Raw genomic sequence first — 18,639 nt, 5'->3', positions numbered from 1 at the left:
GCTGAGCACGACCCACTGCGCGGCCCGAACCGGGCTCTGCTGCCTCAGGAGGCAAGCAGCAGTCTGAGTTTGTCCAGGCAGCGGCCGCGGATCGGGCCGATGCTGCCGATCGGGATCCCGATCGTCGCGGAGATCTCGGCGTACGGCGCCGGCGGGTCGGCCATCAGCATGCCGAGCAGCTGCTGCCAGCGGTCGGGCAGACTCTCCAAAGCACGCCGTACGTCGTCGGCGCGCTCGCCGGCCAGCAGGCCGTAGTCCAGTTCGGGCTGATCCCCAGCGACGTCCTCGAACGCTGTCGCCTCGTAGGTGAGCAGCACGCGCTTGCGGAACGCCAGCACCCGCAGGCATTCGCGCCGGGTGGTGACGACCAGCCAGGCGCCGACCCGCTCGGGGTCGACCCGGTTGATGTGTTCGAGCAACCGCAGCCAGACCATCTGCGAGACGTCAGCGGCGTCGCTGTCGCTCAGCCGGAAGCTGCGGGTCACGGCCCAGACGAGCCGTGCATAGTGGTCGACCAGCCGGCTCCAGGCCCCTTGGTCCCCCGCCGCGGCCTCGATCACGAAGGTCGCGGCGTCGGATCGGGCCACGCCTGATCCTTCCAGTACTGCAGTCACGAATTCCCCCCTCGGGAATGCAAGAACAAAGTTGGTGCTTCGCTTCAGTACGCGCCGTCGCTCCCCAGCACGGCGCGGGCGGTCTTCCACAAAATGAGCAGGTCCAGCGCGATCGACCAGTTGTCGGCGTACCGCAGGTCGAGTCGCATCGACTCTTCCCAGGTCAGGTCGCTGCGGCCGCTGACCTGCCACAGGCCGGTCAGGCCCGGCTTGACGAGCATCCGGCGCGCGTCGTCGATCGCGTACTGCGCGACCTCGGCCGGCAGCGGCGGCCGCGGTCCGACCAGTGACATGTCCCCCCGGAGCACGTTCACCAGCTGTGGCAGCTCGTCGATCGAGAACCGCCGCAGGTACTTGCCGACCTTCGTGATCCGCGGGTCGTCACGCATCTTGAACAGGATCCCGTTGCCCTCGTTCAGCGCGTGCAGCTCGGCCTTGCGGGCCTCGGCGTCGGCCACCATCGTCCGGAACTTCAGCATCTTGAACTGCTCGCCGCCGCGGCCCACCCGGGTCTGCCGGAACAGCACCGGACCACGGCTGGTGAGCTTCACCAGCAGTGCGGCGACCAGCAGGATCGGCGAGACCCCGAGCAGCAGCAGGAACCCCACCACCCGGTCGAAGATGCTCTTCAGCACGTGCGGTCCACCGCTCACCGACGGCCGCTCCAGGTGCAGCAGCGACAGGCCGGCGACCGGGCGGATCGAGATCCGCGGACCGGCGACCTCGACGATGCCCGGTGACACGATCAGCTCGACTCCGCGCTGCTCGAGCGCCCAGGACAGCTTGCGCAGCTGGTGTCCGGCCAGTTCCGGGTCGGTGGCCACCGCGACCACCTCGACGTCGAACTGGTCGACGCCGGCCAGGATGTCCATCTCGGTCCGGCCCAGCCGTTCGAACTCGGCGTCCTCGAACACGTCGCCGCGTGGCAGGCAGCTGGCCACCACGACGTACCCGTCCGCCGGCCGCTCCTCCAGGTGCCGCTTCAGCGTCATCACCTGGTCGTTGCGTCCGACAACGAGTACCCGGCGCATACACCGGCCGGCGAACCGCCGCCAGGAGATCTGCCGGTGCAGGAACCACCGGCCCACCATCGCGGCGATACAGGTCGTCGGAACGGCCAGGATCACGAATCCTCGGGCGACCTCACTCTTGGTCGCGTACGACGTGATCGCGACCACCGCGGTCAGTGCGACCGCGGCCCGGATGATCGAGCGGAACTCCTCCGGCCCGGTACCGAAGTACCTGGTCTCGTAGCCGCGTTGCAAGCCCACACACGCGATCCAGGCGATCGGCAGCAATGCGCCCAGCACGAAGTAGCCGAGGTTGATCGAGGCCCCGAACCGGGCCACCAGCGCCACTCCGGCGCCGATCACCCCGGCGCCGAGATCAGCCGCCAACGATGCCCGACGGTACTTCGCCACCCAGCGTGCCTCGGTGAACCGGGCCGAGCGCGGCAGCACAGCCGGCACCTCGTCCGGAACGACCCAGACCGGCCGACGACGCTCCGCTGACGGCGCCGGCCGTAGATCAGCCGGCTCAGCGAGCCCTTCGGACATGACAAATTCGGACACGCACAGTCACCCCCCACAGGTGATCCCCGAAACCCGTGACCAACCCACTCCCCGTCACGGACTTCGTCCAACGCCGCCCCCACAACGGCGTGTCCCAGACAGTACACCGGGAACGCGGCGGACAAAAGCACTGATCACGAGTGTTTACCCGTGTGCCACCAGACTCACAGCAAAAGACCCCTGAAGCCCGTTTCGGGGCCTCAGGGGTCTCAAATGATTACTTGAAGTGATCAGCCGGCGATCAAGCCGTCGCCACTGATCAGTTCACGCATCTCGGCGAGCGAGCTGTCCGACGGGGGCAGGATGGCGTCGGAGTCGTGCAGCTCGTCGTCCGGCACCTTCTCGCCGGACCGGACGAAGTCCAGCAGCGCGGCGAAGGCGGACTGGTACGCGGTCTCGTCACCCGACGACACGGCCTTCTCCAGGTCGCCGTCGACGGTGTTGAGCGCGTCGAGCTTCTCGTCGGCCAGTCGCCACTGACCCTCACCCATGATGCGAACGATCACCGAACATCTCCGTCCTGAGGTCTCACCGGCTCCGTCACAGGCTGCGTGGCCGGCTGCTGCACTGGCTGCTGGGCGGTCTGGGCGGACCCGGGTGCCTCACCGGAGATCTCCTTCGGCGCGCTGCCGCCGGCGAGCTGGGCCTTCATCGCGGCCAGCTCGTTCTCCACGTCGGAGCCGGACGACATCCGGTCCAGCTCCAGGGTGATGTTGTCCTTGACCGTGCCGCTGGCGTCGTCGAGCGCGCCGGAGGCGAGCAGCTCGTCGATTGCGCCGGCCCGGGCCTGCATCTGCTGGGTCTTGTCCTCGGCCCGCTGGACCGCGAGACCGACGTCGCTCATCTCCTCGGAGATGCCGGAGAAGGCCTCGTTGATCCGGGTCTGCGCCTCGGCCGCGGTGTAGGTGGCCTTGATGGTCTCCTTGCGGGTCCGGAACGACTCGACCTTGGCCTGCAGCCGCTGGGAGGCGAGCGTCAGCTTCTCCTCCTCACCCTGCAGCTGGGCGTGCTGGGTGGTCAGGTCGTCGATCTGGCCCTGCAGCCCGGACTTGCGGGTCAGAGCCTCCCGGGCCAGGTCCTCACGGCCCATCGAGAGCGCCTTCTGGGCCTGCTCCTGCAGCTTCGCCGACTGGGACTGCAGCTGGGAGGCCTGCAACTCCACCCGCTTGCGACTGGTGGCCACGTCGGCCACGCCACGGCGTACCTTCTGGAGCAGCTCGAGCTGCTTCTGATACGAGTAGTCAAGGGTTTCGCGAGGATCCTCGGCCTTGTCCAGGGCGGAGTTCGCCTTGGCCTTGAAGATCGTCGACATCCGCTTGAAGATGCTCATCGATATCCGTACCCCTTCTGTGCCGGGTGTGAGACCCAGCGTGCGTGTCATCCACCCTATGTCCCCAAGGTTCACCACACCATCAGGACCGGCCCGGATAAAGTAGTGGTGAGGTCCGGGGACCACCCCGAGTCGCGACCTGCCCTGCGAATGAGGTTCTGACCCCGTGTTCCGTCGTACCAAGTCTGAATCAGCTACCACCGTACCTGCCGAGCCCCAGGCCAAGCCGGGAGGCAAGGGTCGCCCGACCCCGAGCCGCCGCGAGGCCGAGGCGGCGCGCAAGGCCGCGTTCAAGAAGCCGCGCAACCGCAAGGAGGCCTCGGCGATCCGCCGGGAGAAGGTCCGGACCGAGCGGTCCAAGATGCAGGCGGCGATGCAGACCGGCGACGACCGGTACCTGCCGGCCGCCGACAAGGGCCCGGTACGGCGGTTCGCCCGCGACTACGTCGACGCCCGGTACTCGGTGATGGAGTTCGCGCTGCCGATCCTGCTGGTGGTGTCGCTGGTCGGCGTGGTGTTCTCGCCGCAGTTCCCCTGGCTGGCCGGGATGGTCAACCTGCTGTTCCTGGCGATGATCCTGCTGATCGCGGCGGACTGGTTCCTGCTGACGGCGGGCCTGCGCAAGCAGGTCGGGCTGAAGTACCCGAAGGAGTCGACCAAGGGGCTCGGGTTCTACGCGGTCCGGCGGACCATGCAGATGCGCCGCTGGCGGCTGCCGAAGCCGATGGTGAAACGCGGCGAGAAGCCTTCCTGATCGGACGGTAGGGTCAGACGTATGGACTTTCGCTTTCTCGGCAACAGCGGTTTGAAGGTCAGCGAGATCTCGTACGGGAACTGGCTCACGCACGGGTCGCAGGTGGAGAACGAGCAGGCGAAGGCCTGCGTGCGGGCGGCGCTGGACGCCGGCATCACGACGTTCGACACCGCCGACACCTACGCCAACACGGCGGCCGAGTCGGTGCTCGGCGAGGCGCTGGCCGGTCAGCGACGGGAGTCGCTGGAGATCTTCACCAAGGTCTACTGGCCGACCGGCCCGAAGGGACCGAACGACACCGGCCTGTCCCGCAAGCACATCCACGAGTCGATCAACGGCTCGCTGCAGCGGCTCGGCACCGATTACGTCGACCTCTACCAGGCACACCGGTACGACACCGAGACGCCGCTGGAGGAGACGATGGAGGCGTTCGCCGACGTCGTCCGGCAGGGCAAGGCGCTGTACATCGGCGTGTCGGAGTGGACCGCGGAGCAGCTGCAGGAGGGCCACCGGCTGGCCCGCGAGCTGCGCATCCCGTTCGTCTCGAACCAGCCGCAGTACAGCATGCTCTGGCGGGTGATCGAGGCCGAGGTCGTGCCTGCCTCGGAGGAGCTCGGCATCGGCCAGGTGGTGTTCTCGCCGATCGCCCAGGGTGTTCTCACCGGCAAGTACCTGCCCGGTCAGCAGCCGCCGGAGGGTTCCCGGGCCACCGACGAGAAGGGCGGCGCGACCTTCATCAAGCGCTTCCTGACCGACGACGTGCTGACCCGGGTCCAGGAGCTGAAGCCGATCGCCGACGAGGTCGACCTGTCGCTGTCGCAGCTCGCGGTCGCCTGGGTGCTGCAGAACCCGAACGTCTCCTCCGCGATCGTCGGCGCCTCCCGGCCCGAGCAGGTCACCGAGAACGTGAAGGCCTCCGGTGTGAAGCTGGACGACGGCCTGCTGAAGCGGATCGACGAGGTCCTCGGCGGCATCGTCGAGCGCGACCCGGCCAAGACCGCGCAGAACTCCCCGCAGGCCCGGGTGGCGTGATGAGCTGGAGCTGGCGGTTCGAGACCGCTTCCGGCGCCCTGGTCGACCCCGGAGAGGTCGGCGGGGCCGAGTTCTCGGCACAGGGCGACGCGGAGAGCTGGCTGGGCGAGGTCTGGCGCGACCTGGCCGACCGCGGCGTCAGCCAGGTCTACCTGCTCGAGGACAACCGCGAGGTCTACGGGCCGATGAGTCTCTCGTCGGCAGAGTAGAGTTCCGGTCGAACCACCCGCCTGCGTCACAGGGAAGCCGGTCCGAGTCCGGCGCTGACCCGCAACCGTAGGCCGCCCTCAGCCCGACTGGGGGCGGCAAGCCGGAACACTGTGGCGCAGGCAGACAGGCTCACCTACCCGCCGTGGTCCGCGGGTGGAGCCCCTACCCTGCCGGTGCAGGCGGGACCTCCTCCACCGGGCTGCGGCCCGACCGAGGACACGAGAATGACTGCACATCGGACCGTACGACTGGTCCTCAGCCTGCTGGCGGGTCTCCTGCTCGCGGGGACCGTCGCTACCACCGCCCAAGCCGAGGACGGCTACCGCTTCTGGGGCTACTACCAGTGGACCAACGGCGCCTGGGCCTTCTCGCAGAAGGGCGCCGACGCCTTCGTCCCGGCCGACGGCGGCGTCGAGGGCTGGCGGTTCGCCGTCGGCGGCGCGAAGCCGCGGGTGCCGCGGGCTGCCGGCGATTTCGACGCGATCTGTGGCAAGACCCCGGCCGAGACCGGCAAGAAGCGGGTGGCTCTGGTCGTCGACCCGGGTACGCCGGAGGACGCGGTCACCGGTGACACGCCGGCCCAGCCCACCGGCACCTGTGTGGTGACCGACCCGAAGTCGAACGGCGCGCAGGTCCTGGCCGCGGTCGCACCGGTCCGGATCGAGAAGGGCCTGACCTGTGGGATCGCCGGCTACCCGTCGAAGGGCTGCGGCGACCAGGTGAAGAGCATCCAGGTCCCGGCCACGGACGCGCCCGTCACACTCCAGGTCGGCCCGGCCGTGGGCTCGACCGCGGTGCAGTCCCCTGCTCCTGCCTCGAGCTCCGACGACGGTGGTGGTCCGCGGACCGGCCTCATCATCGCCGCCGCGGCCGTCGTCCTGCTCGCCGTCGGCGCCATGTTCCTCAGGTCCCGGCGTTCCGCAGACAAGCAGTAGATGCGCGCCGTCAATCACCTCACGCTCCCCCGGGCACTCCACCCGGGGGCCTGGTGGTTGTGGGCGCTCTGCATGGCTGTCGCGGCCAGCCGGACCCGCAACCCGGTCCTGCTGATCCTGATCCTCACGGTGACCGGATTCGTGGTCGCAGCACGCCGGAGCGATGCGCCGTGGGCGCACAGCTTCACCGCGTTCCTCAAGCTCGGTCTGCTGGTCATCGGCATCCGCGTGGTCCTGCAGGCGCTGCTGTCGACCCGCTCGCAGGGGAACACCGTGCTGTTCACTCTGCCGCAGATCCCCCTGCCTGACTGGGCAGCGGGCGTCAAGCTCGGCGGAGAGGTGACGGCCGAGGCACTGGTGACCGCCCTGTACGACGGCGGGCAACTGGCCGTCATGCTCTGTTGTATAGGTGCCGCCAACGCACTGGCCAGCCCACGGCGCCTGCTGAAGTCGTTGCCTGGGGCCCTCTACGAGATGGGCGTGGCCTGCGTGGTCGCCCTGACCTTCGCACCCCAGCTGGTCATCGACGGCCGCCGCGTCCGCGCCGCCCGGCGTTTACGCGGCCGCACCCGCGCCTCGTTCCGTACGACGGCCATGCCCGTCCTCGAAGGCGCCCTGGACCGGTCCGTGGAGCTCGCTGCCGCGATGGACTCCCGCGGCTACGGCCGTACGGCGCATGCGCCTCGGGCTCAGCGTCGACTGACGGCGCTCTGTGTACTGCTGGGGCTGCTCGGCATCCTGCTCGGCGTCTACGCGTTGCTGACCGACTCCATGGCGTTCCCGCTCGCCGGGGGCGCGCTGGCGGTCGGCGTACTGCTCGCGGTCGGTGCGATGGCTGTCGGACGCCGGCGCGTGGCGCGGACGCGGTACCGGCCCGATCCGTGGGCGCTGCCGGAGTGGCTCGTCGTAGCGGCCGGTGCGGTGGCTGCGGGTGCGATGGTGACCGCCGCAGTACGCGGTGTGCACGGTCTGCTGCTGGACGGGCCGTTGGTGGTCCCACCGGTCCCGCTGTTGCCGGTGGTCGGCGTACTGATCGGGCTGGTGCCTGCGCTGGCCGCACCGCCGTTGAAGAAGGCGGTCGCATGATCGAGTTCAACAGCGTGACGGTGACGTACGACGGCGCGAGTGAGCCGGCGCTGCGGGACGTGAGCTTCATCGTGCCGGAGGGCGAGCTCGCGCTGGTGATCGGGCGTACCGGGTCCGGCAAGTCCACGTTGCTGCGGGCAATCAACGGACTGGTGCCGCACTTCACCGGCGGCACGCTGTCCGGTCGGGTGCTCGTCGACGGACGGGACACCCGGAAGTACCGGCCACGGGACCTCGCGGATGTGGTCGGCATGGTCGGCCAGGACCCGATGGCGGGGTTCGTCACCGACACGGTCGAGGACGAGCTGGCGTACAGCATGGAGTCGCTGGGCGTGGCACCGGACGTGATGCGGCGGCGCGTCGAGGAGACGCTCGACCTGCTCGGGCTGGCCGACGTACGAGACCGGGCGCTGACGTCGTTGTCGGGCGGCCAGCGGCAGCGGACCGCTATCGGAGCGGCGCTGACGTCACATCCCTCCGTACTGGTGCTGGATGAGCCGACGTCCGCACTGGACCCGCAGGCGGCCGAGGAGGTGCTGGCTGCGCTCCAGCGGCTGGTGCACGACCTGGGCGTCACCGTGGTGCTGGCTGAGCATCGGCTGGAGCGGGTGATCCAGTACGCCGACCGCGTGATCGAAGTGCCCGGTGGGGCTGGTGCTGTGTCGACAGGGCTGCCTGCCGAGCGCATGGTCACGGCGCCGGTTGCACCGCCGGTGGTGGAGCTGGGGCGGCTCGCCGGTTGGTCGCCACTCCCCCTGTCCGTGCGGGACGCTCGCCGGGCCGCGGTCGCACTTCGTGGCCAGCTGGGCAGCGCGGCGCCGGTGCGGTCGGTTGCTGCGCTGGGCGAGGAGTTGGCTCGATGCCGTGACGTGGTTGCCGGCTATGGCAGCGTGACTGCACTGCGTGGCGTGTCGCTGAGTATCAAGGCCGGTGAGGTCGTCGCGCTGATGGGGCGTAACGGCGCCGGCAAGTCCACCTTGCTGAACACCCTCGTCGGCATCCTGCCTCCTCGCTCCGGCACGGCAGTCGCGGCCGGACTGGACCCGCAGCGAACGAAACCGGCGCAATTGGTGAAGGTAGTCGGACTGGTTCCACAAGAGCCTGCAGACCTCCTGTACGCCGCCACGGTCGCCGAGGAGTGTGCCGCTGCGGACTCCGACTTCAAGGTGCCCGCAGGGAGTTGCCGCGCACTCCTCCAGCGGCTGGCGCCGGACGTGGCCGTCGACCTGCATCCGCGCGACCTGTCCGAGGGACAGCGGCTCTGCCTGGCGCTGGCCGTCGTACTGTGTGGCGCTCCCCCGCTGCTGTTGCTGGACGAGCCGACGCGCGGACTGGACTACGGCGCCAAGCGGCGGCTGGTCGCGATCCTGCGCGAGCTGGCCGCTGCCGGGCATGCGGTCGTGTTGTCCACGCACGACGTGGAGATGGTCGCTGAGGTCGCGACTCGGGTGATGGTGCTCGCCGAGGGAGAGTTGGTGAGCGACGGCGAGACCGCCGAGGTGATCGCCGGTTCGCCGGCGTTCGCGCCACAGGTGGCGAAGATCCTTGCCCCGTTGCCGTTCCTGACCGTCGGAGAGGTCGCCGACGCCTTGGACCGAGCATCATGAGGCTGATCCGGCTCAGGCCGCGGAGCACGGCGGCGTTGACTGTTGCATCCTTGGTCGGAGTACTGGCCTTCGCCTGGCCGCTGTTCTTCCGTACCTCGCAATCAGGTGCATCCGCGATCGGGCACACCACGGACGCGCCGTGGTTGTTCGTGTTGCTGCTCCCGCTCCTCGTGGCCGTCGTACTCGCGGAGCTCTCCGAGGCCGGGATCGACGCGAAGGTGATCTCACTCGTCGGCATGCTCGCAGCGGTCGGGGCGGCGCTGCGGGCGTTGGGCCCGGGTACGGCGGGGCTCGAGCCCGGGTTCTTCCTGCTGGTGCTGGCGGGGCGGGCGTTCGGCGCAGGGTTCGGCTTCGTGCTCGGGGCGGTGTCGTTGCTGGGCGGGGCGTTGATCAGCGGCGGGGTCGGGCCGTGGATGCCGTTCCAGATGTTCGCCTGCGCGTGGGTCGGGTGTTTGGCGGGGCTGTTGCCACGGGTCGGCGGGCGGTTGGAGTTGCTGCTGCTGGCGGCGTACTCGCTGGTGTCGGGGGTGTTGTACGGCGTGATCATGAACCTGTGGTTCTGGCCGTACGCCACGTTCGGCAGCGCCTTCTCGTTCATCCCCGGCGACGAGCTGGCGGCGAACCTGCACCGGTACTTCCTGTTCGTGGTGGCGACGTCACTCGGCTGGGACATCCCGCGCGGGATCCTGTCCGCCGTACTCGTCCTGGTGCTGGGGCGGCCGATCCTGAACGCATTCCGCCGTACGGCGCGGAAGGCTGCCTTCGAGGCGCCGGTGGTTTTCGAGCGGAGGACCGATGACTGACCGAACCCTGATCCTCGGCGGAGCCCGCTCCGGCAAGTCCGTCGCCGCCGAACGCCTGCTGTCAGCCGAGCCCGACGTCCTGTACGTCGCCACTGGCGGAGACGACTCCGGCAATGCCGAATGGGCCGACCGTGTCGCCAAACACCAGGCCCGCCGTCCCGCCACCTGGGGCCTCGCGGAGACCATCGACCTGGTCCCACTCCTCGCCACCCCCGGTCCACCGCTCCTCATCGACTGCCTGACCCTCTGGCTCTCCCGCACGATGGACGCCGTCGACGTCTGGTCGAACCTGCATCGAGCCGACGAGGTCGAACAGCAGATCGCCGCCCTCGCCGATGCCTGGTCCACCACTCCGCGCCGCGTAGTTGCCGTCAGCAACGACGTGGGCTCGGGAATCGTCCCCGCCGACCCCGGCACCCGCCTCTTCCGCGACCTGATGGGCCGCCTCAACACCACCATCTCCCTGTCCTCCAACCAAGTCCTCTGGACCGTCGCCGGCCGAACAATCCCCCTCACATGAGGGGGGCCTGGGGTGATGCGGCTCGGCTTGCGTTCGGCACGCTGACGGTGCTGCCTGCGGGGGTGCCTTCGCGGGTTGATCGGGTGGTTGGCGGGCGGGCGATGGTGCTCGCCCCGGTTGTTGGCGTGGTGGTCGGAGGGGTCGCGGCGGGGGTGATCGCGCTGGCTCAGCTGGTGAAGCCGGAGGCAGATCTGCTCGCGGCTGTGTTGGGAGTGCTGGTGATTGCCGCGCTGTCGGGTGGGCTGCATCTCGACGGGCTGGCCGATTTTGCGGATGCGCTCGGGTCCCGGCGGGATCGGGAGACCATGTTGCGGATCATGAAGCAGAGCGACATCGGTCCGTTCGGTGTCGTCGCGATCGTCGGCGTACTGCTCCTCGACGTCGCCGCCCTCACCGCCTGCATCCAGCCCGGCTACGGTTGGCAAGCGATCCTCATCGCCACCACCGCGAGCCGCCTCACCCTGCCCTGGTCCTGCCGTACGTCGGTCCCCGCCGCCCGCCCAGACGGCCTGGGCACGTTCGTAGCCGGCACCGTCCGCCCGCTCACAGCCACGATCGCCACAGCCGTCGTACTCGCCGCCGCCCTCGCGCTGAGCTGGCCGGCCCAGTCCGCGACCCGCGTCGCAGGATCCGCAGCCGCAGTCCTGCTGGCCGTCGGGACCAGCCTCGCCACCACCCGCCGCGCCCGCAAAGCCCTCGGCGGCACCACCGGCGACGTCCTCGGCGCGACCATCGAGCTCGCGCTCCCGCTCGCCCTCCTGACCCTCGCGCTGACCGTCTGAGCCTGCCTCCACCACGCTCAAACCGAAGTGGTCTACTCTCGCCGGTGAACGTTCTAGTGGGGTAGTGACAGCGAGGTTGCAGACGATGTTTCTGGTTCACGAGCGCGGATCGGCCGCGCTCGCCCCGCGATCCGTTATCTTTATGTAATGAACGCAACCCGCCCGGCGCCGGGCTCGCAGGCTTCGCTGCGCGAAGCCAACCGTGCGCGCGTTCTCGGGGTCGTCCGGCAGCACGGCCCGCTCACCCAGGTCGAGATCGCGGCCGCGTCCGGCCTGTCCGCGGCCACCGTGTCGAACATGGTCCGCGAGCTGGACCAGGCCGGCATGGTCGGCCTGTCCCGCAGCATCCGCAACGGCCGCCGCGCCGTACTCGTCTCGCTCGCCTCCGGCGGCGGCCTGCTGGCCGGCGTCGCGTTCGGCGAGCGTGACGTCCGGGTCGCGATCGCCGACGAGTCCCGCGAGATCCTCGCCCAGCAGCTGATGCCGCTGCAGGCCGACCACGTCGCCGACGACGGCATGGAGCGCGCCGCCCGGCTGCTCGCCGACCTGGCCGAGACGGTCAGCTCCGGCGTCGAGAACATCTCCGCGATCGGGTTCGGCCTGCCGATGCCGGTCGACTCGGTCAGCGGCGAGGCCGGCTCGGACGCCGTACTGCCGGGCTGGCGCGGCGTCAACGTGACCGAGGCGATGGCCGCCCACCTCCGCGCCCCGGTCGCCCTCGACAACACCGCAAACCTTGCCGCACTGGGCGAATTGCGGGCCGGTGCGCTGCGCGGCGTACGGAACGGCTGCTACCTGAAGTTCTCGTACGGCGTCGGCGCGGGGATCGTGATCGACGGTGAGGTGTTCCGCGGCTCGGCCGGAACGGCGGGCGAGATCGGCCACGTCACCATCGACGAGAACGGGCCGATCTGCCGGTGCGGCAACCGCGGCTGCCTGGACACGTTCGTCGGATCGCGGGCGCTGATCAACAGCCTCGCCGCGTCGCACGGACCACTGCGGCTGAAGGACATCGTGATCCGCGCCCTCGGCGGCGACGTCGGCTGCCGTCGCGTGATCGAGGACGCCGGCCGCCGGGTCGGCGTCGCGGTGGCCGGCGTGGTGAACCTGCTCAACCCGGAGGTCGTCGTGGTCGGCGGCCTGATGGCCGAAGCCGGTGAACTCATCCTGGCCCCGCTGCGCGAGGCCCTGGACCGGTGCGCGATCCCGAGCGCCGCCGCGACCGTCGAGCTGCGCCCGGCCGAGCTCGGCGACGAGGCCGACATCGTCGGCGCCATCCACCGCGCTTCGGTGCTGAGTCATACCAATATCTCCATTTCTTGAATTCAAGTCTTGACGCCAAGACTTCAGGGAGCTTGACTTCGGGCAGGCCAATCGGGCCGTCTCGTCAAGGAGCCGCCATATGTCCGTCTCAGCAACCCGTCTCGTCGGCCTCGGCATCGCCGTCTCGGCCCTCGCCGTCTCCCTGGTGGCCTGTGGCAGTGACAACGGAGGCGACTCCGGCAGCGGCTCAGGCGGCGCGAAGAAGATCGCGCTGTTGCTGCCCGAGTCCAAGACCACCCGGTACGAGGCGCTCGACCGGCCGCTGTTCACCGAGGCCCTCAAGGCCGCCTGCGGCAACTGCGAACTGATCTACAGCAACGCCGACCAGGACGCGTCCAAGCAGCAACAGCAGGCCGAGGCCGCGCTCACCCAGGGCGCGAACGTGCTCGTCCTCGACCCGGTCGACGGCAAGGCCGCCGCGGCGGTCGTCAGCTCGGCGAAGGGCCAGAACGTCCCGGTGGTCGCGTACGACCGGTTCATCGAGAACGCCAACTACTACGTCAGCTTCGAGAACGAGGCCGTCGGCAAGCTTCAGGCGCAGACCCTGGTGGACGACCTGAAGGCGGCCGGCAAGACGTCGGGCAACATCGCGATGATCAACGGCTCGCCGACCGACCCGAACGCCGCCGACTTCAAGAAGGGCGCGCACAGCGTGCTCGACTCGAGCGGGTTCAAGATCGCCGCCGAGTTCGACACCCCGGACTGGAGCCCGGACAAGGCCCAGGCCTGGATGGAAGGCCAGCTGAGCGCGATCAAGAACGGCCTGGTCGGCGTGTACGCCGCCAACGACGGCACCGCCGGCGGCGCGATCGCAGCGCTCAAGGGCGGTGGCGTGACGCCGCTGCCGCCGGTCACCGGTCAGGACTCCGAGCTGGCCGCGATCCAGCGGATCGTCGCCGGCGACCAGGCGATGACGATCTACAAGGCGGTCAAGCCGCAGGCCGAGGCCGCCGCGAAGGGCGCGGTGGCGCTGGCGAACGGCGGCAAGCCCGAGTCCACCACCGAGAAGAGCGGCGTACCGTCGACGATCCTCGACCCGGTCGCGGTGACCAAGGCCAACATCAAGGACACCGTGGTCAAGGACAACATCTACAAGGTCAGCGACATCTGCACCGCGGCGTTCGCCGCCGCCTGCACCGCGGCCGGCCTGTCCGACAACTGACCGGCAACTGACCGGCAACCGACCGGCAACCGACCGGCAACCGACCCGCCCTCGGCGTAGCCCCCCGCAGTGAGGTGCGGGGGGCTACGCCGGACCTCTCCCCAACCGCGCCCCCGGCGAGGATCATGGCGTGAAATAAGTCCAGGAGGCTCACTCGTGACTGTTACCCCGGCTCCTCCCGACGTCGGCGCCGGTACGGTGCTGACGCTGCAGGGGATCTCCAAGCGGTTCGGCGCCGTACAGGCCCTGAAGAACATCGAGCTCGACGTCCGCGCCGGCGAGGTGCTGGCGCTGGTCGGCGACAACGGCGCCGGCAAGTCGACGCTGGTGAAGACCATCGCCGGCGTCTACACGGCCGACGACGGGACGATGGTGTTCGACGGCCGCGAGGTCCGGGTCGGCAGCCCGGCCGAGGCCCAGCAGCTCGGCATCGCCACCGTGTTCCAGGACCTCGCGCTGTGCGACAACCTCGACGTGGTCGCGAACCTGTACCTCGGCCGCGAGCTCCGCCGCAGCGGCGTTCTGGACGAGGTCGAGATGGAACGCCAGTCGTGGGAGCTGCTCCGGCAGCTGTCCGCGAAGATCCCGTCGGTCCGGATCCCGGTCGCCAGCCTGTCCGGCGGCCAGCGGCAGACCGTCGCGATCGCCCGCAGCCTGCTCGGCAGACCCAAGGTCGTGATGCTGGACGAACCGACCGCGGCCCTCGGCGTAGCTCAGACCGCCGAGGTCCTCAACCTGGTCGAGCGGCTGCGCGAACGCGGCCTGGCCGTGATCCTGATCAGCCACAACATGGCCGACGTGATGGCGGTCGCCGACCGGGTCGCCGTACTGCGTCTCGGCCGCAACAACGGCGTCTTCGTGGTCAGCGAGACCAGGACGCAGGACATCATCGCCGCCATCACCGGCGCCACCGACAACGCGGTCTCGGAGCGTGCAGCGCGCCGAAGCCGGGAGGAGGGTCCCGCATCATGAGCCTGCACGGATCGGGCACCCGTCCCCAGGACGACCTCGGTACCCCGGCAACCCCCGAGCCGAACGGGCTCGACCAACTGCCGGCCGACCTCCAGGACGAGCGGCTGATCGCCAGCAGCGGGATCAGCGGCGCCGCCTCCGCCTTCACCGCCCGGCTCCGGTCGGGCGACCTGGGCTCGGTCCCGGTGGTGATCGGCCTGGTCATCATCTGGGCGGTGTTCCAGATCGCCAACGGGTCCTTCCTGTCCAGCCGCAACCTGGTGAACCTGACGCTGCAGACCACCTCGGTCGGAGTGATTGCCCTCGGCATCGTCCTGGTCCTGCTGCTGGGTGAGATCGACCTCTCGGTCGGCTCGGTCAGCGGTCTGTCCGGGGCGGTTCTCGGCGTCACGTTCGTCAACAAGGGCTGGCCGCTGGTGCTGTCGCTGGTCGTCGGCATCGCCCTCGGCCTGGTCATCGGCTTGTTCTACGGAGCGCTCTATACGCGTTTCGGCGTACCGAGCTTCGTGATCACGCTGGCCGGTCTGCTCGGCTTCCTCGGCCTGCAGTTGCTCGTGCTCGGCAAGGAAGGTTCGCTCAACCTGCCGTACGACTCGGCGCTGGTCGGCTTCGCGACCCGGAGCTTCCTCTCCCCCGCGATCGCGTACGCCCTGATCGCGGTCGTGGTCGCGGCGTACGTGCTGACCCGGCTCCGGACCCGGGGCGCCCGCGCCGCGGCCGGTCTCTCGACAGCGCCGACGTCGATGATCGTGATCAAGGCCGCCGCGATGGCCGTCGTACTGCTGGTCGCGGTGCTGATCCTGAACGGGGACCGCGGCGTCTCGTCGATGTTCCTGCTGTTCCTCGCGCTGGTGGTCGCGACGGATCTCGCGGTACGGCGTACGCGCTGGGGCCGCTCGGTCGTCGCGGTCGGCGGCAATGTCGAGGCAGCGCGGCGGGCCGGTATCAACGTGCGGATGATCTACCTGTCCGTGTTCGCGGCCTGCTCGACCTTCGCCGCGATCGGCGGTCTGCTGGCCGCGGCCCGGCTGGTCGCGGTGAACCAGAGCAGCGGCGGCGGCGACACCAACCTGAACGCGATCGCGGCCGCGGTGATCGGCGGCACCAGCCTGTTCGGCGGCCGCGGGTCGGCGTACTCCGCGCTCCTCGGCGCGCTGGTGATCATGTCGATCTCCAACGGTCTCGCGCTGCTGAGCCTGGACTCGAGCGTTCGCTACATGGTGACCGCCGGCGTGCTGTTGATCGCGGTCACGATCGACTCGCTCAGCCGCCGGAGCCGTCAGGCGCACGGTCGGGCCTGAGCGCTCCGCGGGCCAGCAGGGCCGCCTCGGTCCGGTTCGCGACGCCGAGCTTGCCGAAGATCGTCGACAGATTGTTGTTGACGGTCTTCGGCGTGAGGGCGAGCCGGGCCGCCATCGCGGTCGTCGACAATCCGTTCGCCAGCAATTCGACGATCTGACGTTCCCTCGGCGTCAACGCCTGCAACGGATCGGGCGGTGCGCTCACCCGCCCCGCGGCCGCGTCGAGTACGTGACGCGCGACTCCCGACCCGAGGATCGAGTCGCCCGCGGCGACCGCCTGGATCGCCCGCACGATCTGTTGCTGCGACGACCCTTTCAGCACATAGCCCGCTGCACCGGCCCGCACCGCGGCCCGCACGGTCTCGTCGTCGTCCAGCATCGTCAACATCAGTACGCCGACCGCCGGCGCCACCCGAGCGACCTCCTGCGTCGCGGCGACACCGTCACCGCCTGGCATGTGGATGTCCATCACGAGTACGTCGGGCTGCAGCGTCACCGCGGCGCGGACGGCCTCCGGCCCGCTGGCCGCGACGCCCACCACGGAGATCCCGTCCACCGAGCCGAGCAGCACCTGCAACCCGTCCCGCACGACGGGATGATCGTCGGCCAGCACCACCCGGACCGTCATCGCGAGACCTCCAGGGGCAGACAGGTCTGAACCCGACCGCCGGTCGCAGTACCTTCGGCCGCCAACGTGCCACCCAGCTCGGCCACCCGCTCACGCATCGACGTCAGTCCCACACCCGGCACCCATTGCCCGTTGACCGCAGGCCCATCGTCGACAATCGACAGTCTGAGCATCTGCGCATCACCACTGATCCGCACCTCGGCCTCCCCCGCCCGCGAGTGCCGCGCGACATTCGTCAACGCCTCCGTGACGATCCGGTACGCCGTGACTTCCACAACCGCCGGCAGTCCGTCAGGCACCCCATCGGCCCGGACACGCACCCGCAAAGGCGATCCGTCGCCCCGACGATCGACGAGCGCCGCATGCCGTCGTACCGCTTCCACCAGCCCGACCTCGTCCAGTGCGGACGGATGCAGCTGGTTGATCAGGCGCCGTACGTCGGCAATCGCATTGTCGACGATCGCGCGGATCTCCGCGGCGAGCGACTGCACCGGATCGTCCCCGAGGTTCATCACAGCGTCGGCACGGAACCCGATCCCGGTCAAAGCCGGGCCCAACCCGTCGTGCAGATCCCGCCGCAACCGCCGCCGCTCTTCCTCACGCGCCACGACAAGCTCCCGCCGCGACTGCTGTACGGCGTCCGACAGCGCCTGCGCCCGCAAGGCGACACCGAGCGGGGCGGCCATCAACTCGAGCACAACCCGATCCGCCGCGGACAACCGGCGCTCCCCCGGCCGGACACCGACCTGAAGCTCGCCGACCCGTTCACCCGCATGCAGCAAAGGAATCGCCACCGGGGCCAACGGTCGGCTCCCGTGCTCCCCGCGAATCACGCCGTCCTCGTCCACCAACGCGGCGTACGGAAGACGCAATGCCTGGCACACCGCCGGCAGTACGTCGGCCGGCTGCGACGCCTCGGTCAACTGCGCCGCAACCGACGACGCTGCACGCACCGGGTTGCCGCGATCCCCGTAGAACAAGCGATCCACGAACCGCTGCAGCCGAACCCGCACCGGATCGAACCCGATCGCCACCACCAACGTGGCCAGCACGGCGCCACTGGCGTTGATCCGCGGGCGCAGCAAACGGTCGGTCAGCTCGACCAACCCGAGGTACGTCGCCGCGACCGCAGCCGTCAACAGCAGATACGTCACCGTCCGGGACCACACCAGCCGGATGTCGAGCAGCTGATACCGCAGTACGGCGACCGTCATCGACGCCGGGATCAACGCGACGAGCGTCAACACGATGATCGGGAAGTCGGTACTGCCGATCGGACCGGCGAACCGCAACGACACGACCAGCACGGCGGCGACTGTTGCTGCCAGCAACAACCAGAGCAGTTGCCGGCGGGTCCGCTCGTCACCACGCCGGTAGCGGACCACGATGCCGGCGATTGCCGCCAGCAACGTCCCGGCCAGCAGAACGTCCGAAGCCGTCTGCAACGGGACGAGTCCGTCGAGCGCCGGAACCCGGAGCCACGACACGGAGCGATCGCGCGCCCCGGCGCCGAGGCCACTGACCGCAGCCAGCGGATTGCGGTCCGCGCTGAACAGCAGGACCTGCAGCGGAGCGTTGACCAGGGCAACAACCAGTACCGCCCGCCACCCCCGGCCCGGGAGCTTCCCGTCCGGGAAGACGAGCAAGGCCAACGGGATGAACAGACTGACGGACCACGGCCATAACGCCGAATAGAGGGTCGCAGGCAACTGTGCCGAACCCGTGCCTTCGAGCGCCTGGATCAGCCACGGCGTCACCGCCGGTGTACCCGTCTGCGCGATCCCGGCGCCGAGGAGCAGCCAGCCCAGCCAGTTCCGCGGCCGGTGCCACGCGATCAGACCGCCCGATACCGCGCAGCTGATGGCGATCACGGCGTTGGGGATCATGAAGCTGTCGCGGGCCTGCGAGTAATCGAGCCCGATCGCCACCGCACCGACGACCGCGGCCACCGCCTCGACCAGGACAAGGCCGAGCAGAAGCCCCACCCAGGTCCGCCGATCGATGCTCAC

Annotated in this window: 19 protein-coding genes and 1 riboswitch; of the genes, 13 read left to right on the top strand and 6 right to left on the bottom strand. The window is 69.6% G+C overall.

The features are described 5' to 3' along the window. Nucleotides 1–44 precede the first annotated feature (44 nt). From OHA10_RS25445 to OHA10_RS25430, 4 genes are all read right to left on the bottom strand, one after another. Nucleotides 45–587: an RNA polymerase sigma factor gene (locus tag OHA10_RS25445; protein ID WP_371401268.1), complete on the bottom strand. Its 543-nt coding sequence runs from the start codon at nucleotides 585–587 to the stop codon at nucleotides 45–47. A gap of 71 nt (nucleotides 588–658) precedes the next feature. Further along, nucleotides 659–2,185: a sugar transferase gene (locus OHA10_RS25440; RefSeq protein ID WP_371401267.1), complete on the bottom strand. Its 1,527-nt coding sequence runs from the start codon at nucleotides 2,183–2,185 to the stop codon at nucleotides 659–661. 230 nt (nucleotides 2,186–2,415) lie between these two features. Next, a complete protein-coding gene (locus OHA10_RS25435; RefSeq protein WP_134097933.1) occupies nucleotides 2,416–2,691 on the bottom strand; it encodes a hypothetical protein in 276 nt (91 codons plus the stop codon). Beyond that, on the bottom strand, nucleotides 2,688–3,515 hold the full coding sequence (locus OHA10_RS25430) for a PspA/IM30 family protein (protein WP_371401266.1): 828 nt from the start codon (nucleotides 3,513–3,515) through the stop codon (nucleotides 2,688–2,690). The genes OHA10_RS25435 and OHA10_RS25430 overlap by 4 nt, the downstream gene beginning before the upstream one ends. A 166-nt stretch (nucleotides 3,516–3,681) precedes the next feature. On the opposite strand from OHA10_RS25430, the gene OHA10_RS25425 reads away from it, so the two are divergent. The 13 genes from OHA10_RS25425 to OHA10_RS25365 all read left to right on the top strand — a co-directional run bounded on the left by OHA10_RS25425 (nucleotide 3,682) and on the right by OHA10_RS25365 (nucleotide 16,002). Further along, the gene (locus OHA10_RS25425; protein WP_371401265.1) at nucleotides 3,682–4,269 is read left to right on the top strand and encodes a DUF3043 domain-containing protein; all 588 of its coding nucleotides are present in this window, start codon (nucleotides 3,682–3,684) and stop codon (nucleotides 4,267–4,269) included. A 21-nt stretch (nucleotides 4,270–4,290) separates the two neighbouring features. Further along, complete coding sequence (locus OHA10_RS25420; protein ID WP_371401264.1) at nucleotides 4,291–5,301, top strand: aldo/keto reductase family protein; 1,011 nt, start codon at nucleotides 4,291–4,293, stop codon at nucleotides 5,299–5,301. Then, nucleotides 5,301–5,510, top strand: a complete 210-nt coding sequence (locus OHA10_RS25415; RefSeq protein WP_137254347.1) for a hypothetical protein — start codon at nucleotides 5,301–5,303, stop codon at nucleotides 5,508–5,510. Before OHA10_RS25420 ends, OHA10_RS25415 begins: the two co-directional genes overlap by 1 nt. A gap of 32 nt (nucleotides 5,511–5,542) precedes the next feature. Continuing rightward, a riboswitch (cobalamin riboswitch) is annotated at nucleotides 5,543–5,620 on the top strand. Nucleotides 5,621–5,735: 115 nt separating this feature from the next. Further along, complete coding sequence (locus OHA10_RS25410; RefSeq protein ID WP_371401263.1) at nucleotides 5,736–6,446, top strand: SCO2322 family protein; 711 nt, start codon at nucleotides 5,736–5,738, stop codon at nucleotides 6,444–6,446. Next, nucleotides 6,447–7,532 (top strand): energy-coupling factor transporter transmembrane protein EcfT, encoded by a 1,086-nt coding sequence (locus tag OHA10_RS25405; RefSeq protein WP_371401262.1) that lies wholly within the window; start codon nucleotides 6,447–6,449, stop codon nucleotides 7,530–7,532. After that, nucleotides 7,529–9,139, top strand: a complete 1,611-nt coding sequence (locus OHA10_RS25400; RefSeq protein WP_371401261.1) for an ABC transporter ATP-binding protein — start codon at nucleotides 7,529–7,531, stop codon at nucleotides 9,137–9,139. Before OHA10_RS25405 ends, OHA10_RS25400 begins: the two co-directional genes overlap by 4 nt. Next, a complete protein-coding gene (locus tag OHA10_RS25395) occupies nucleotides 9,136–9,942 on the top strand; it encodes an ECF transporter S component (protein WP_371401260.1) in 807 nt (268 codons plus the stop codon). The genes OHA10_RS25400 and OHA10_RS25395 overlap by 4 nt, the downstream gene beginning before the upstream one ends. After that, nucleotides 9,935–10,462: a bifunctional adenosylcobinamide kinase/adenosylcobinamide-phosphate guanylyltransferase gene (locus tag OHA10_RS25390; protein ID WP_371401259.1), complete on the top strand. Its 528-nt coding sequence runs from the start codon at nucleotides 9,935–9,937 to the stop codon at nucleotides 10,460–10,462. The genes OHA10_RS25395 and OHA10_RS25390 overlap by 8 nt, the downstream gene beginning before the upstream one ends. After that, the gene (cobS, locus tag OHA10_RS25385) at nucleotides 10,459–11,244 is read left to right on the top strand and encodes an adenosylcobinamide-GDP ribazoletransferase (RefSeq protein WP_371401258.1); all 786 of its coding nucleotides are present in this window, start codon (nucleotides 10,459–10,461) and stop codon (nucleotides 11,242–11,244) included. The genes OHA10_RS25390 and cobS overlap by 4 nt, the downstream gene beginning before the upstream one ends. Nucleotides 11,245–11,391: 147 nt before the next feature. After that, nucleotides 11,392–12,567, top strand: coding sequence for an ROK family protein (locus OHA10_RS25380; RefSeq protein WP_371401257.1), 1,176 nt, complete (start codon nucleotides 11,392–11,394; stop codon nucleotides 12,565–12,567). A gap of 79 nt (nucleotides 12,568–12,646) precedes the next feature. After that, nucleotides 12,647–13,729: a sugar ABC transporter substrate-binding protein gene (locus OHA10_RS25375; RefSeq protein WP_371401256.1), complete on the top strand. Its 1,083-nt coding sequence runs from the start codon at nucleotides 12,647–12,649 to the stop codon at nucleotides 13,727–13,729. Nucleotides 13,730–13,885: 156 nt separating this feature from the next. Further along, on the top strand, nucleotides 13,886–14,701 hold the full coding sequence (locus tag OHA10_RS25370; RefSeq protein WP_371401255.1) for an ATP-binding cassette domain-containing protein: 816 nt from the start codon (nucleotides 13,886–13,888) through the stop codon (nucleotides 14,699–14,701). After that, nucleotides 14,698–16,002: a sugar ABC transporter permease gene (locus tag OHA10_RS25365; protein WP_371401254.1), complete on the top strand. Its 1,305-nt coding sequence runs from the start codon at nucleotides 14,698–14,700 to the stop codon at nucleotides 16,000–16,002. Before OHA10_RS25370 ends, OHA10_RS25365 begins: the two co-directional genes overlap by 4 nt. Here OHA10_RS25365 and OHA10_RS25360 read toward each other — a convergent pair. Together OHA10_RS25360 and OHA10_RS25355 are read right to left on the bottom strand one after the other, a co-directional pair. Further along, entirely contained in the window at nucleotides 15,965–16,630 is a 666-nt protein-coding gene (locus OHA10_RS25360; RefSeq protein WP_371401253.1) for a response regulator, read from the bottom strand. The two genes, OHA10_RS25365 and OHA10_RS25360, sit on opposite strands and share 38 nt — an antisense overlap. Beyond that, nucleotides 16,627–18,639: a sensor histidine kinase gene (locus tag OHA10_RS25355; protein WP_371401252.1), complete on the bottom strand. Its 2,013-nt coding sequence runs from the start codon at nucleotides 18,637–18,639 to the stop codon at nucleotides 16,627–16,629. The genes OHA10_RS25360 and OHA10_RS25355 overlap by 4 nt, the downstream gene beginning before the upstream one ends.

This window comes from Kribbella sp. NBC_00662 (assembly GCF_041430295.1).
Classification (GTDB): Bacteria; Actinomycetota; Actinomycetes; order Propionibacteriales; family Kribbellaceae; genus Kribbella.
Note: the sequence above shows the minus strand (reverse complement) of the source record. Positions and strands in the feature narration are given on the sequence as shown.

What these genes read in the sequence shown, in the direction of transcription:
- OHA10_RS25415 (WP_137254347.1), top strand. Translation starts at nt 5,301, where the DNA reads ATGAGCTGGAGCTGGCGGTTCGAGACCGCTTCCGGCGCCCTGGTCGAC.
- OHA10_RS25405 (WP_371401262.1), top strand. Translation starts at nt 6,447, where the DNA reads ATGCGCGCCGTCAATCACCTCACGCTCCCCCGGGCACTCCACCCGGGG.
- OHA10_RS25430 (WP_371401266.1), bottom strand. Translation starts at nt 3,515, where the DNA reads ATGAGCATCTTCAAGCGGATGTCGACGATCTTCAAGGCCAAGGCGAAC.
- cobS (WP_371401258.1), top strand. Translation starts at nt 10,459, where the DNA reads ATGAGGGGGGCCTGGGGTGATGCGGCTCGGCTTGCGTTCGGCACGCTG.
- OHA10_RS25365 (WP_371401254.1), top strand. Translation starts at nt 14,698, where the DNA reads ATGAGCCTGCACGGATCGGGCACCCGTCCCCAGGACGACCTCGGTACC.
- OHA10_RS25395 (WP_371401260.1), top strand. Translation starts at nt 9,136, where the DNA reads ATGAGGCTGATCCGGCTCAGGCCGCGGAGCACGGCGGCGTTGACTGTT.
- OHA10_RS25390 (WP_371401259.1), top strand. Translation starts at nt 9,935, where the DNA reads ATGACTGACCGAACCCTGATCCTCGGCGGAGCCCGCTCCGGCAAGTCC.
- OHA10_RS25380 (WP_371401257.1), top strand. Translation starts at nt 11,392, where the DNA reads ATGAACGCAACCCGCCCGGCGCCGGGCTCGCAGGCTTCGCTGCGCGAA.
- OHA10_RS25375 (WP_371401256.1), top strand. Translation starts at nt 12,647, where the DNA reads ATGTCCGTCTCAGCAACCCGTCTCGTCGGCCTCGGCATCGCCGTCTCG.
- OHA10_RS25410 (WP_371401263.1), top strand. Translation starts at nt 5,736, where the DNA reads ATGACTGCACATCGGACCGTACGACTGGTCCTCAGCCTGCTGGCGGGT.
- OHA10_RS25360 (WP_371401253.1), bottom strand. Translation starts at nt 16,630, where the DNA reads ATGACGGTCCGGGTGGTGCTGGCCGACGATCATCCCGTCGTGCGGGAC.
- OHA10_RS25420 (WP_371401264.1), top strand. Translation starts at nt 4,291, where the DNA reads ATGGACTTTCGCTTTCTCGGCAACAGCGGTTTGAAGGTCAGCGAGATC.
- OHA10_RS25400 (WP_371401261.1), top strand. Translation starts at nt 7,529, where the DNA reads ATGATCGAGTTCAACAGCGTGACGGTGACGTACGACGGCGCGAGTGAG.